Raw genomic sequence first — 13,823 nt, forward strand, 5'->3', positions numbered from 1 at the left:
ATACCAAATGTAAGAAAAAGCCTTTTCTTATCAAAAGAATTACCGTAAATCTATAAATTTAATAGCTTTCCGGCTCATAGGCGGAGTCTGAATCTGCGCGATATATTCAGGAGACTCGAAACTGATATTCGGGGCAACTCTTACCTTCGATCTGAACAGGTCTTTGATCTCTTTTATAAAAGCTTCGCTCCTGTTTTCATCACAGCCTACCCGCACTAATATTTCATCTGTACCCAGATCGTTGGTGAATACTTCAACTACATAGTTCTTGATATGCGGTATATTGTCCAGTATATCGAATAAGGCAGGCGGATAAAGCGTAGTACCCTTATATTTTATCATCTGTCCCCTGCGTCCCAATACGCTGCTCAGGCGTGTGGTGTTTCTGCCGCAGCTACAAGGTTCGGTATAGTGGTAGCATACATCCCCTGTTTTAAAGCGAAGGAGGGGCATCCCTTCCACACCCAATGTAGTAATGGTCACTTCTCCCGACTCACCTTCTCCGACAGGATTGTCGTTGTCGTCCAGAAATTCCACGATAATCAGCTCCGGCTGTAAATGACCACCGCAAAAGCAGTCGCATTCAGTGAATGATGCCTGCATTTCGGTAGAAGCATATGTGGAATATAATTGCAGGGAACTCCATTTTTCCTGAATACGTCTGCCTAAAGTATTTAGTTCGAAGTTCTCTTTGCGTAAAGATTCCCCTATGCAAAGGCATTTTTTGATGGAACTGTTATTGTAATCGATCTTATTTTTTTCGGCAAAATCTATCAGTTTTATAAGGAATGAAGGTACTGCTATCCCGCAGGTTGGCTGTATCCGTTCTATTGTATCCCATTGAAGTTCGGGTATCCCGTTCCCTACACGGGCAACGCCCATACCCAGTTCACGCGCTCCGAGGAAATAAGCCAGTCCGGCCATGAAACGGCGGTCTATAGTTGTCATCAATTGCATGATGTCCTCTTTGGTAAATCCTGCGGTGGTAAAAGACAGGTACTCGTTATAGGCGAGACGGTCGAGATCTTTATCGGTGAGGACAAATGTGATGGGATCGCCCAGAGTCCCCGACGTAGTTACATAGTCGATGATTCGGGACTTCTCTACACAAATAAAATCTTCACTGTATTTTTGCAGGTCATTCTTTGTGGTGACAGGCAATTTCTGTAAGTCTTCAATAGTCTTGATCTCATTTATATCTATATTTTGTCCTTCGAACATCCTTTGATAAAAAACAGAATGTTTCTTTAGGTATTGCAGAGCTGCCTGTAGTTTCGTTTCCTGATATTCTTTGATCTTGATGGCAGGCTGAAATTGTATGTCGGGGTGTTTTTCCATTACGTTGTTATTTACTTTTTTTCAATATCCGTTCCTTTTCGGAGACTTTCGGTATCTCTTTTGTCAATGCTTTTTGCCAGTAATTCTTTGCCTTTTCTATTTCTTCTTGTGACAGGTAATAATCCCCGACTATTTCGTACATATGATAATATTCGGGATTAGAGGCTTCGTATTTATTTAATATTCCCGGAGATACCGAACTCTTCTCTTTTGTCTTAGCTTTTATCTCTTTTGTCAGGTACTTATATACCATGAGGTTATTGAAAATATCGCCATGTATCAACGAATCTTCGGGAATAGTGTATTCCGGGGAATATATCTCTTTCCTGAAATCCGTATCTTCGCCGAATATCTTATTCAGGTCATAGGCCACATATTTACCCATCTGCCAGGGGTGGGTAGATACCCATATTATCCGCTGTTCGGGTTTGAATATGACCGAGTGGTGCGCGATAAACTGGTTGATTGCCATTTCGTTCGTCAGGCCGATTTCCTTGTCTCCCGATCCTTTGGTGTTGCGGAGGATAGAGGCGGCTTTTTTCACATCTAAAGGTTTGTTTTTATCTAGGAGTTCGGTCAATCGCCGGAAACGGGATCGGCTGTCTGTTGTACGGATATTTTCGAGATTCCGTTCGTCCTTGGCGAATGTTTCGGATTGGAAATGATTGGTACATATAATTTGTTCTCCATCGGTAGTGAATAAACCGATTTTATCAGGCGATTTTTCTATAATGGCTGCTTTCTTGTCTTTGGCAGAACCTATAAGGATGGATTCGGAAACGAAAGTCTCCCTCTTTTTCGCAATCTCATACGCCTCCTCAATTGTTGACGCATATTGCAATATTTCCCTGGTAAGGATGGATATCGGTGTTTTGGCGGACGTAGGCATCGAAGATTTTGCGGCATTAATTGTTACAGTCAGCCCTTCCTCATTCATACCCGACAATACACCGGTCATCCCCGGCCAGGCTACAGATACGAATTTATAACCTTTTTCGGGCGCATAGAACTGTACTTCTTTATTTTTTGCAAAATCATCCCCTACATAAAAATCGAAATTGCGGCCGATTACCAATGTTGAATCGGCGCTTGCCGTGCCCCATATAGCAAAGGAACTGCATCCTACGAGCATATAGTCTTGCATGGCATGTCCTAAATCATGTGCGGCATGGTAGTTTAACTGTCTTTCGTAGGGAGTGCCGATATAACTGAATTCATCGGAGCAGGAATGGGATATCCCGTAAATTTCACGCCTGTATTCCTCCGGTATGTTCTTTCCCAGATTACGGTTGTACAGGATAGTGAAGAAGCCGAGGAACCGCAGGTAATTTTCGGATGGGACAAGTACCTTTATCTGGTCTACAAATACTTTTTCCTGGTAATATAGCAGGTCTTTCGACATCTCTCCTATGGCGATGCCCCGTTCGTAATCGCTGCCGGATACTTTCAATTCCCACAATCCGCTTTCACTCTTGCGGAGATAATTGTCGCCCCACTGACGGTAATCAGGTTCTTCTGTCAGTTTATAGGCGGGAACTTCTTCCGTTATTTCGGGGACACACATGTCTGCTGAAAAATACATGTAGCCGGTAATTCCCCCAAAAGCGAGAATGAATATCAGCAGCACATATAATCCGGTCTTCAGGCCTTTTTTCAGGAATTTATGCATTTCCTACTTTTTTAGCTAAATATTCCTGACCTACAAATTCGGCGCAAGTGAACATGGATGTGAGCGTTACACCTAAAGCTCCGTGCACATTCATATTCTGGCCCGTAAAGTAAAGGTTTTTCAGTTTCGTTTTTGTGGAAATAAAACCTAATTCGGGAAACTTACAATCTTTTACTATACCATATGCCGAGCCGTAAGGCGTCCCCGTATAGTCACGGTAACTTAACGGCGTGGTGCTATATATGCTTTCTATCTTACCGGAGAAATCAAATCCTTTACCTTTCAGAAACTCAAGTACTTTATTTGAATAGGCTTTCTTGAACGCAATGTAATCATCACCCCGCTTGCCTACAGAGGTATTTTCCCATTCTTTCAGCTCCGACATGTACATCGGTGTCAATACGGAGATTACATCCGTATAGTCACTATTGCTGTTGCATTGGAAGCAGAGCAGGGCGTTGTTGATCTTATCCCGGGACGAATCGTCATTATACCATACATTATCAGTTCCATGCACATAGTAATTACTGTTGATATATGCTTGAGATTCCGGCTTCATCACCAGATATGTAGTGAAGACTCCGAATGAATTAGGCAAAGCATTGATGCGGGATATATAAGCGTTTTTTATATAGCGACTCTTTTCCAGTATCTCCAGTGTGCGTTTGGGGTGGATATTGGAGATAAAATGATCGGCCTCGAATATTTCTTCGTTGTTTACTTCCGCAGCTGTAACCTGATTGTCCGTTACTATCAGCCGGGTAACTTCCTTATTGTTCAATACAGTTCCTCCATTCGCCCGGATAACCTCTATCAGCCGTTCGGCTATCTGCATGGTTCCGTCTACAAAACGGTAGGGGCTTTCGATATACGAGTTATTGGTCATCGCATGATGGTAGAAAGTAGAACTATTCTTTATTCCTCCATACAGCATGGATGTAGCGGCTAAAACGCTCCTCAGTGTTTCATCCTTAACCGTATCGGCTATCATCTGAGTAGCCGAAGCATAAAAATATTTCATGCCGTTCTGTGCTATACTTCCTTTTTTCAGATTATCCACATCTATAAGCCTGCTCACATCTTTAAGAATAGAGGTATATGCTTTGAGGTTCTCCCGTTCATGGGGAAAAGATTGAGCCAGCGTATCGGCAAAGTGGTCGTGGCCAACAGCGTAATTATATATTTTATCTTTATAGAATATGGTATCGAAAGAATCGGTATCGAGACGCTTTATATTCAGCTTATCCATTATACCGAAGTATTTGAAATACTGGTTCATTATCTGACCCTCGTCCAGACTGCCGATATAATGGATTCCCGTGTCGAATTGGTGCCCTTTCCGGATATATGTTTGCAGGCATCCTCCGAATAGCACGTTCTTCTCAAGTACACAGACATTGTATCCCTCTTTGCTCAGGATGGCAGCGCATTCGAGACCGCCCAATCCGCTCCCGGCTATGATGATATCGTATTTACCCATTTGTTTTCTCTTCTTTTTTCCTAAATAGGAAAATAGTATTAGACGTATATTTATCGTTTTTGAAGCTCTCTACAGTCATATTGCAACTATCAGCTATTTCATATAGTTTCTCAGCCGAAGTAAAACAAAGTTCTTCTTTTGTTTTATTAAAACCAAATATGCGGGTAGAGAATATCTCTGATAACTTTGTCAGTTTTTGTTTTTGCTTATCCCGGCTATCTCCGTCACGAACGATGATCAATCCGTCGTCACGAAGATTCTGTATGCATTTTTTTAATAACGATTCCTGTTTCCGGCTATCCATATAATGCAACATGTCATTCAATACAAACACATCGCTTTCGGGTAGGGGATATTCCAAAGCGTCGGCATATATAAAAGCGGTATTCTCTCTATGTAAATATCCGTACCGGGCGACTTCGGCCTTATCTTCGTCATAATCTATACCTAATACCTGCCTGTCAGGCGATAATATGGCAAGCATGTATCCTAAAGTGCCATACCCGCAACCGATATCTGTGATTTGCCCCCTTTCAGGTATCAGTTCGTCGAATATTTTATAGCTTCTTTCCATTTTCACCTTTATGCGTACATACCATTCCATCACCGGACCTTTATAGATGTAGTTTTTTACCAGCATATGATAGAAATATGGATTGATGGCCGTATTATATTCTGCGCAAACTTTTATATATTTGGATGCGAAATAAGCCGCCGTATTTTTTGTCCTTTCTTTATACGTGTTTCCGAACGAACGGTCTTCATAAGTAATGCGGGGCAGGATTTTAGTCGCTATTATTCCACGTTTCAGATAGAATGGCTGTGATTTGGAAATAACCATTCCTGTGCCATATAATATGATGGGGATTATATCCAGTTTCAGTGTTTCGGATAGATAGAATGCGCCTTTGTGGAAACGCTTCAATCTACCATCGTATGAACGTGTGCCTTCAGGGAATATGACAACGGAGTAGCCTTCATCGATTCGCTCTTTGATGTGCGACACCGAATTTTCATATCCTTCGCCTGTATAAAAGTAGCCTGCATACCTGATTACTGCGCCGAAGAACGGAGACCTCCATACCCATTCGTTTGTAACCATTACCATCTTAGGATGGAGCGTGAGTAACAGGAGTATATCGAGGAAAGACTGATGGTTGGCTATGATAATGGCGGGTTTCTTAAACGTTTCACCACCGGCATTTACTTTCTTTTTCTTCAGTATAAATCCAGCAAAGCAGATGAAGCGGCAGTTGAGCATTACCAGGTAGCACATGAATTGCCGTTTTTTACTCTTCTTTACAGGAACCAGATACAATAGTAAAATCGTTATGCGGAGGAACAGGCATCCGGCAAGGAACAGCCCGTATATAAAGGCGGTTATCAGTATAGAGGCAAGTGTATATGGCGGTAGCCCTTTTGTTGTCTGTGAAGACATAAAGATGCGGAAGATGACAGGAGGGATAGTATATGAAACCAGAACCACAACTATCATTCCGAGGATGGACATTAACGATATAGACTGCAAGGCGGGATGCTGTGCGAAAATCAAGGCTCCCATCCCTACAATAATGGTGAAGGCCGAAAAGAAGATGGCTGTTTTATGCCCGTTCAGCGCAGGTTTATTTGTCCGGTATTTATTTTGTAAACCGTCCATAATAAATATACTGAAATCGTCCCCGATACCAAATATGAAAGTGGACAGGATGATATTGATGATATTGAATTCTATCCCGGATATTCCCATGATGCCGATAATGATAATCCAGCTGATAAACATCGGGGAGAAACTGATTAGTGTCAACTCGATACGCCCGTAAGATATAAGCAGTGTAATGAAAATGAGGAATGATGAAATGAATAATATCAGGTAGAAGTCATCATTGATAGCGGATACCCACTTCTTAGTAAAGAAGGAGCGGTCTAAAATCACAACTTCATTGCCATTATTGAAGTGTTGATATACTTCTTCCTTATTTTTATCGTCGAGCTGTACTTGTGAAATAAGCAGGGTAAGGCCCGGAACAGTGTTTTGCCAGTCGTTCAGTATCCGGCTTGTCTTCGTAATATCTTTATGCGGAGTAAAGTCAGAATCTATCCATTTATAGAATGGGGCAAAAGCGTCCTGACGAAAATTATATGTTTCGGACTCGCTTTTCAGCGTTGTTTTCAAAAATTCTTTCTTCCCGGCAGTCCAGTAATTATTCCATTTTTGCAGACGTTCTTGCTGAACATCCTCGGGGATAAGGAAGTAATCGGCGGAAGCAAAGTTTTTGATCAGGCCCTGTTCTTTTAGTCCTGATAATTTTTTATTGGTCGCATTATAGTTTTGGATCGCTTCATCGGTATTTTTTCCGACACTTACGAACAGGATATTTTTTTTATCGTTATCTACGATCTCCGCCAATTTCTGTTCGGCTTCTTTCAGATGTTCCGGTTCATAATTCATATGCATCATGTCGGCATCGAAACCCACATTGCGTGACGTAAATACACAAATAACCGTTAATACTAAAATACCGCCTACAAGCCATTTGTTTTTATCGAAACGGTAAGCATTGAAGCGTTCTATAAAGCGGAGCAACGCGCTTCTTTTCTGATGAACCCTCCCGTCGAGGAAGTGAGGCAGGTATATGAGGCAGAAGATAATTGTACCTATCAGCGTCATAGACGCGAAAAGCCCGAAGTCTCGTAACAATTCCGAACTGGTGAAAAGTAACCCTAAGAATGCGCCTATTGTTGTAAAACTGCCGACAGTAAGAGGGTAGGTGAGTTCCTTTATTAGTTGCGTTACAGATGCCACATGGCTCTGGTGTACGACCATATGTATGGAATAACTCAGGGCGACGCCCATGATTATGGAACCGGAACCGACCGCTATAGATGAAATACTGCCTTTCAACAGTGAAATCATAAAGAGGGCGAACAAGCCCCCGAATATAGTCGGTGTGATGATCTGAAAGATCGTCCTCTTTTGCCTGAAGGACAGCAGAATGAAAACAATGATTATAACCAGTGCCAGAGTGATTGTCAGTATGGAGTCTTCTTTTATCTGACGGGCATTATATACACCGACAGAAGGACCTCCGTAGTATTCTGCTTTTACCGAAGGGTAGTCTTTATTAATAGCGGCTGTTTCCTTTTCTATGGCCGAAATCAGTTTATCGTTTTGCCCCGTACTTCCCATGCTGTATGTGGGAGTAATGAACAGCAGCAGCATGGAGCCGTCTTTGGAGAAGATGTATCCGTCTTGTTGCTCGAAATTATTATCCAGTTGGAAGTCCTGTAGGCGTTTCAGTGCGTTTCCTCCAAGGCTGAGAGGGTCTCTCATAATGTATTCTTTGAGAAAGCCTCCGGCCGGAGACAACAGGTTGGAATAGTTCCGTTGCATAACCGATGCGACTTTTTCTTTTGAAAACAAGGAATCTATACGCTGATAATCGCTGTCGCTGAGTAAGATCGGAAGATTGTCATAGACGAAATTCTGCATCTCTGTTTTCAGGCTGTCGTCTATGCGGAGGAGTATATTGTTTACATATGTTCCTTGTGTCCGGGCTAACAGGCTATCTGCGAATGAGGTCGCGCTTTCTGTCAATATTGCGGTATCGTTGTCCTGTCCCTTATCCGATGACGAGAACATGACGATAATCTTGTCCTTGATACGCAGATTGTCGAAAACGGTATTCAGGTTTTGTTCGTTTTTGGTATCAGGAAAGAACTGAGTGATATTTTCTTCGAATTTGAGTTGCAGGGCAAAATAACCCATAATGGCTATATTTGCCACCAGCGACAAATAGAGGATTATCTTATGCCGGGTGAAATAATTATATAGATTGACGAAAAAGTTACTCATTTATACTCTAAGCTAAGTATTATAAAATATTTATTGATACGTTTAAATGTTCTATTGTTTAATGTAATTTTTACTACGCACAATCAAAGATTGTTTGTGTTCCTTTTGGCCAAAGCCCCAAAAGGAACCAAAAATGCTTTAGCGCCCACTTCAAAGGCCGACCTGTTAGCAGTAGAGACGGCTAAACGAAAAAACTCGCTCTGAGGTTTGTATAGCCCGAATCGCTAGATAAGCTCAAACACGTTTTCGTTTTTTAGCCTTTCTCTTCTGACGGGTGCCCGTCCGTGAAGCGTATGGCGCTGGCTGACGCATATTTTATTCTCGAAGGGGCTTTGCCTTACTATGGCGTCAGCAGACGCGCATTGGTTCCGCAGGCGGGCACCTGTCCAGTGCAGTCGGCGTAGAAAGGGACGGGGCGACAGCCCGTTTGTCACTTTCAGCCGGCAAGCTGTTGACAGGTCGCCGAGGAACTTAGCGCTAGCTTTTTGCTTACTTTTGGGCAATGCCAAAAGTGAGGGCAAGCTCGGGAGGGCGCGACAGTAATGAGACAAAGTCACCAATTTTAAATTAAGATAGTCACTATACATTAAAACATGTCATTAGATTACTTAAACATCTACAGCCCGTTTCCTTTTTCGGAATATCAACAGTAAACTTGCCGAAATAATACCTGCCAGCATGCTGCAAACCAAAGCGAATACTATACTGCCCGTCAGATACTGGAACAAGACCGTTTTCATCCTTTCCAATGAAACATCGGTGATATCGAACGATACAGGGCTATTTGTAAGAAAGCAGCCTGTAGCATAGCTCCCATACAAAAGGAATGGCATTACCGGGGGAATACTGATATTGGAAGCAACCAGTGAAATTACTTTGTTCAGTTTCAGGAAATGGGCAAGAAAAACCGTTACAATCATCTGATAGCCCCATATGGGAACAATCCCCATGAAAATACCCAACATAATGGATAGTGTCATGGTTCTGTTCGAATCTTTCGACTTTAGTATTTCCTTATCGATAAAAGCGCGGATATTTGTCCATGTCAGTTTCCTGAAAAATTTCAAGGGTAGTATCCACAAGAAGGTGATTATAACAAGTATTGTATTCAGTATGCTGATGCGTGTAAAATCCCTTAACGGCCGGAAGTGCGATACCCGTTCGCCCTGTGGCGGGTAATATACATTTACAGGGATATTTTTTACATTCACACCCTTCCATGCCAGAAATACGATCATTTCCAATTCGAATTCGTATTTGGCTGTGCAATATTTCATTTTTCCTATGCGATGGAGCGGATAAAGGCGGTAGCCGGATTGGGTGTCTTCCAGCTTTATACCTGTTTCCAGCTGAAACCAGAAGTTCGAGAATTTATTGGCAAATGTATTTTTACCCGGCATGTTATTGGCTGTCAGATTCCGTGCCCCCACAAGCATCGTATCAGGATGCATTTCTATTTCATTCACAAAGGAAGGTATATCAGCAGGGTAGTGCTGTCCGTCGGAGTCTATCGTTATCGCATATCTGAATCCCTGTTCTTTTGCTGCTGATAATCCATTTTTGAGAGCATAGCCTTTTCCCTTATTTTTTGCGTGGGTAATGATCTGAATGCCGGAGATGGATTTCAGTATTCCGGATGTTGTGTCCGTAGAACCGTCGTTGACCACTATAATATGTTTGCTGTATTGTTTTACCCCTTCAATAACGGATAGGAGAGTCCTGTCGTTATTGTATGTAGGGATAATAACAACGATACCGAGATTATTTAATTTCTCCTGCCATATCATAGTATCTACGGATTCATTCATTTTCAATCTCTTTCAAAGTTGCTTTTACTTTGATGAATACGGTATCTGTGTCTTGATATTTTCCTTCTGCAGACAGAGAAGTACGGTTATCGTCCGTATCTTTTAACGAAATATTAAACTCTATCAGGCCATTAACCATCGGGTCGACCAATGACAGGAATTTTGAAGAGGATATATATGAATACATATACTCTTTACCGGATAGTTTTTCGGCGCAGTCTTTTATGATTTGTAATGTGCATACCCCCGGAACTATCGGTTGTCCTGTGAAGTGTCCTTCATATATACGATGCGAAGGATTCAGCTTCACTCTTAAACGGTGAGCGGGGCCACCTTTCATTACATCGGTTATTTCGTAAAAATCATTCAATAACATTGTTCTCTCCCATTTTCTCCAGTCCGATAGTTAATCGTAACCAGGAGTGCTTTATTTGTATTTTCTCAGAATCGTTCTCTGTCACAGGTGTGACGTAAACCACCCCCTTGGATATACCTCCTCCTGTTACAAATTTAGTATATTCTTTTGTTTTTTCTATTTTTTTAACGTTCCTGTCGGATAAAAATAACAGGTTGAAGTCAGTTTCAAAGATTTTCAGTACACGGTCTTTCCGCATAGGTTCTATACAACTGTAAACATTCCAGTTTTCACCTTTCATGCCAAAATCGAACAGACTAAGCCCGAACATGGTAGTTGCAATAATGCGTATCTCTCCATCTTCCATTGTTTTTGCGATAAGCATGCCATTGAAATGTTTACCTCCGAAATCCAGCGTCATATTGTACTTCTGAACTTTATTCCCAACGGATATAATAGGGGCAGGCCCTGTTTTCAGCGGATATGTATTCTTAGAACAGGAGATGAAAGTAAGGCACGCCAACAGGATACTAATTAACTGAAAACTTTTTGTCATCTGTCAGTGTATTAAACTTTTTGTTCTGAAACAGGTAATCGGTATAATCGGTGGCATTCTCGGATATACGCAGTTTGGATACCGACATGTCTTTTTTGTCCATATAGATATCGAAGCCTGAGATATATGCCTGTACAGATTTATTGGTTGGTTTTATTTTTATCAGATAGGAGTTGGTATCTTCGAAGTATTCCATATTATAACCTGATATTTGCGAAATATTGCCAGACATACATGCGGCGAGCATACTTCTCATTTCACTCATTACTTTATTCGATTTCAGATTCACTACATTTTTTTTACCATCCGAAACTATCTTTAGTTTATCGGCATTGATAACAATCAGGTATTTTGTAGGGGAACTATAATCGAGGCTTATTTTATCATTGTACCTGTAATAGAATTTACCTTTCGAAGTTATATCTTCATTAAACAGGTCGAGATGCTTTATCTGGGTAAAGTCACTTTCTATACTTTTTATAGATACAGCCTCCCGGAGAACACGTTTGTTAAAGGCTTCCACATCTTTCATCTTTTTCATCTGCGCGTTTATCTGCGGTAAACAAATGAAAATAAGTAAATAACAAATATATATGCGTTTCATTTCGTTGTTTTAGGTATATCAAATAATTTATCTACTCTCTGTATGGTGTAATCATTTTCTTTCAGAAGCTCGAGCGCTTTTAGTAACAGGCTGTCACTCATAGGTAATGAGTCGTGTAAAAGAATGACGGCTCCCGGCTTTAGTCCTCGCTTTATTCTCTTCAATACCGTGTTCTCTTTCTTACACGTATCTAAAGAGCGGATACTCCAGCCAATAGTCAGACAACCCATTGTCCTGACCACCTTTGCTACGGTCGGATTGGTGATGCCGAAAGGTGGACGAAACAATATCGTTCTTTCTCCTGTTACCTCCTCAATAGCTTTTTCGCAATCGCTTAGCTCCATTCTCATTTGTTGGGACGTATACAAAGGAAACGAAAAAAAGTGATTAAAAGTATGGTTGCCGATCAAATGGCCTTCCTCTTTCATCCTTGACAGGATACTCTCATTGCCTTTGATCTTACTGCCGATACAAAAAAAAGTAGCTTTGACATCATATTCTTTCAAAATATCGAGTATTTTGGGCGTCTGCTCTTTGTCGGGCCCGTCGTCAAATGTGAGTGCTACTATTTTTCCTTTCTTTTCATTCCGGCATAATGCTTTTAAGTATATTCCCGACCGAATGCTGTAAGAGGCATAGATAAGGAATATAAGCAGTATAGCGGCTATGGATGAAATGAAAATCAGCATTTTTTCAATAATATCAATGAATGATTTACAGTGTAATAATGGTTGTAGATAAGCAGGTATTGTATATCACCGGATTTTTCCAACCGATTTAATCCTTTCCACATACCGAAAGCCGAAGCGGTCGGGTATTCCCCGCAAATGTCTTTGAATGTCGAGTATGAGGTGGATGGGAATAATTGCTCCACAACATTATATACCAGGTCATCGGTTGTGCTTCCATTTTTACCTATGATAAGATGTTGTATATCAATCGATTTTAGATTGTTTTCTGTCAGGAATATCTTTATCTTTTGCAATATCTCCTCCGAAGACAGCTTTCCTATAAATGTCCTGACAGCTGCCAGTTCTGCAACAGTATATAATTCTTTTTCAGCCGCTAATGTAAAAAACTGGGAGCCTTCGCCGAATATAATATTATCGAGCATACCCAGCCTTTTCAAGATAATATGTCCGGCCGGTAACACTTCATCGGCAGCGCCGACCAGTACCAGATTGTCACCTTCCCATATCCTCATCATGCCGTCGATCAGGGCGCTTTCGAAGCTGAGGCCGCGGTGCACATATGTATTGTTATAAGAATGGCTGCCTATAATCAGGGCGATCTGAGCGCCTATGACATTGAATGTAGATTGTATAAAAGCCGAAGGATTCAGCAGTTGCTCCTCATTTTCTATGAGATTATCCAGAAATTTTTCTGTATCGGCCAGGCATCCTAGTCCGGTGGCTGTAATAATGGCATCTATATTTTTGTTTCCACTTTGTTCCAGACAAACCAATCCGCACGCAACACCCATCTTTACAATGTGGCTCATACGGCGGCGCATATTTGCGTTGGTTATGATGTGCTTGTAATCCGGCTCAACCGCATGCAGCATCCCATCCTCTCCGGTAATACCATCGGGGTGGATAGATGCAAATGAGTTTATATAACAAGGTCTTTTCATAACTAAGTGTTGTAAAATATTTATAGATATATTTTAATATTTAATGTGATTATACTACGAGCAATCAAAGATTGCTTGTGTTCCTTTTGCCCAAAGCCGCAAAAGGAACCAAAAACGCTTTAGCACCCCGCCTCAAAGGCCGACCCGTAACGGACAAAAGGACGAAACGGAAAAACTCGCACTGAAAATTCTATAATCCGAATCGGCAGATAAGCTCAAACACGTTTCCGTTTTTTTCGTCTTTTCGCCCTACGGGTACCCCGTCCGTGAAGCTAACGGCGCTGGCTGACACACTATCGGAGCAAAGCCCCTAAATCCAATATGCGTCAGCCTTGTCGTGCGTCAGCATCTGCGCATTAATTCCGCAGGCGGGGCACCCACGCGGTGCAGCTGGCGTTGAAAGGGATGGGGCGATAGCCCATTTGTCCCTTTCAGCCGGCAAACCGGTTGTGGGTCGCCGAGGAACGAAGCGCTAGCTTTTTGCTTCCTTTTGGGCAATGCCAAAAGGAAGGACAAGCCAGGGAGGG

Annotated in this window: 10 protein-coding genes; all 10 read right to left on the reverse strand. The window is 41.8% G+C overall.

The annotated features are described in order from the left end of the window. Window positions 1-39: 39 nt before the first annotated feature. Window positions 40-1,338, reverse strand: a complete 1,299-nt coding sequence (gene flxY / locus HMPREF9455_RS19550; protein WP_006801489.1) for a flexirubin biosynthesis putative acyl-CoA ligase FlxY — start codon at window positions 1,336-1,338, stop codon at window positions 40-42. Between the two features lie 7 nt (window positions 1,339-1,345). Continuing rightward, complete coding sequence (locus tag HMPREF9455_RS19555; RefSeq protein ID WP_006801490.1) at window positions 1,346-3,007, reverse strand: C45 family autoproteolytic acyltransferase/hydrolase; 1,662 nt, start codon at window positions 3,005-3,007, stop codon at window positions 1,346-1,348. Further along, entirely contained in the window at window positions 3,000-4,487 is a 1,488-nt protein-coding gene (locus tag HMPREF9455_RS19560) for a phytoene desaturase family protein (protein ID WP_006801492.1), read from the reverse strand. The genes HMPREF9455_RS19555 and HMPREF9455_RS19560 overlap by 8 nt, the downstream gene beginning before the upstream one ends. Continuing rightward, on the reverse strand, window positions 4,480-8,340 hold the full coding sequence (locus HMPREF9455_RS19565) for a trifunctional MMPL family transporter/lysophospholipid acyltransferase/class I SAM-dependent methyltransferase (protein WP_006801493.1): 3,861 nt from the start codon (window positions 8,338-8,340) through the stop codon (window positions 4,480-4,482). The genes HMPREF9455_RS19560 and HMPREF9455_RS19565 overlap by 8 nt, the downstream gene beginning before the upstream one ends. A gap of 608 nt (window positions 8,341-8,948) precedes the next feature. After that, window positions 8,949-10,148 carry a DUF2062 domain-containing protein gene (locus HMPREF9455_RS19570; RefSeq protein WP_006801495.1) on the reverse strand — a complete coding sequence of 400 codons (1,200 nt, stop codon included), beginning with the start codon at window positions 10,146-10,148 and terminating at the stop codon, window positions 8,949-8,951. After that, window positions 10,141-10,524, reverse strand: coding sequence for an ApeI family dehydratase (locus tag HMPREF9455_RS19575; RefSeq protein WP_006801496.1), 384 nt, complete (start codon window positions 10,522-10,524; stop codon window positions 10,141-10,143). Before HMPREF9455_RS19575 ends, HMPREF9455_RS19570 begins: the two co-directional genes overlap by 8 nt. Further along, window positions 10,511-11,059 carry a flexirubin biosynthesis protein LolB2 gene (gene lolB2 / locus HMPREF9455_RS19580; RefSeq protein ID WP_006801497.1) on the reverse strand — a complete coding sequence of 183 codons (549 nt, stop codon included), beginning with the start codon at window positions 11,057-11,059 and terminating at the stop codon, window positions 10,511-10,513. The genes HMPREF9455_RS19575 and lolB2 overlap by 14 nt, the downstream gene beginning before the upstream one ends. Continuing rightward, window positions 11,034-11,663: a flexirubin biosynthesis/transport protein LolA2 gene (gene lolA2, locus HMPREF9455_RS19585; protein WP_006801498.1), complete on the reverse strand. Its 630-nt coding sequence runs from the start codon at window positions 11,661-11,663 to the stop codon at window positions 11,034-11,036. Before lolA2 ends, lolB2 begins: the two co-directional genes overlap by 26 nt. Beyond that, the gene (locus HMPREF9455_RS19590; protein ID WP_006801499.1) at window positions 11,660-12,352 is read right to left on the reverse strand and encodes a polysaccharide deacetylase family protein; all 693 of its coding nucleotides are present in this window, start codon (window positions 12,350-12,352) and stop codon (window positions 11,660-11,662) included. Before HMPREF9455_RS19590 ends, lolA2 begins: the two co-directional genes overlap by 4 nt. Continuing rightward, entirely contained in the window at window positions 12,346-13,296 is a 951-nt protein-coding gene (locus HMPREF9455_RS19595; protein ID WP_006801500.1) for a beta-ketoacyl synthase chain length factor, read from the reverse strand. The genes HMPREF9455_RS19590 and HMPREF9455_RS19595 overlap by 7 nt, the downstream gene beginning before the upstream one ends. Between the last annotated feature and the right edge of the window lie 527 nt (window positions 13,297-13,823).

The organism is Dysgonomonas gadei ATCC BAA-286, from assembly GCF_000213555.1.
In the GTDB taxonomy this organism is placed as follows: Bacteria; Bacteroidota; Bacteroidia; order Bacteroidales; family Dysgonomonadaceae; genus Dysgonomonas; species Dysgonomonas gadei.

What these genes read in the sequence shown, in the direction of transcription:
- HMPREF9455_RS19570 (WP_006801495.1), bottom strand. Translation starts at nt 10,148, where the DNA reads ATGAATGAATCCGTAGATACTATGATATGGCAGGAGAAATTAAATAAT.
- HMPREF9455_RS19560 (WP_006801492.1), bottom strand. Translation starts at nt 4,487, where the DNA reads ATGGGTAAATACGATATCATCATAGCCGGGAGCGGATTGGGCGGTCTC.
- HMPREF9455_RS19565 (WP_006801493.1), bottom strand. Translation starts at nt 8,340, where the DNA reads ATGAGTAACTTTTTCGTCAATCTATATAATTATTTCACCCGGCATAAG.
- HMPREF9455_RS19590 (WP_006801499.1), bottom strand. Translation starts at nt 12,352, where the DNA reads ATGCTGATTTTCATTTCATCCATAGCCGCTATACTGCTTATATTCCTT.
- lolB2 (WP_006801497.1), bottom strand. Translation starts at nt 11,059, where the DNA reads ATGACAAAAAGTTTTCAGTTAATTAGTATCCTGTTGGCGTGCCTTACT.
- HMPREF9455_RS19555 (WP_006801490.1), bottom strand. Translation starts at nt 3,007, where the DNA reads ATGCATAAATTCCTGAAAAAAGGCCTGAAGACCGGATTATATGTGCTG.
- HMPREF9455_RS19575 (WP_006801496.1), bottom strand. Translation starts at nt 10,524, where the DNA reads ATGTTATTGAATGATTTTTACGAAATAACCGATGTAATGAAAGGTGGC.
- lolA2 (WP_006801498.1), bottom strand. Translation starts at nt 11,663, where the DNA reads ATGAAACGCATATATATTTGTTATTTACTTATTTTCATTTGTTTACCG.
- HMPREF9455_RS19595 (WP_006801500.1), bottom strand. Translation starts at nt 13,296, where the DNA reads ATGAAAAGACCTTGTTATATAAACTCATTTGCATCTATCCACCCCGAT.
- flxY (WP_006801489.1), bottom strand. Translation starts at nt 1,338, where the DNA reads ATGGAAAAACACCCCGACATACAATTTCAGCCTGCCATCAAGATCAAA.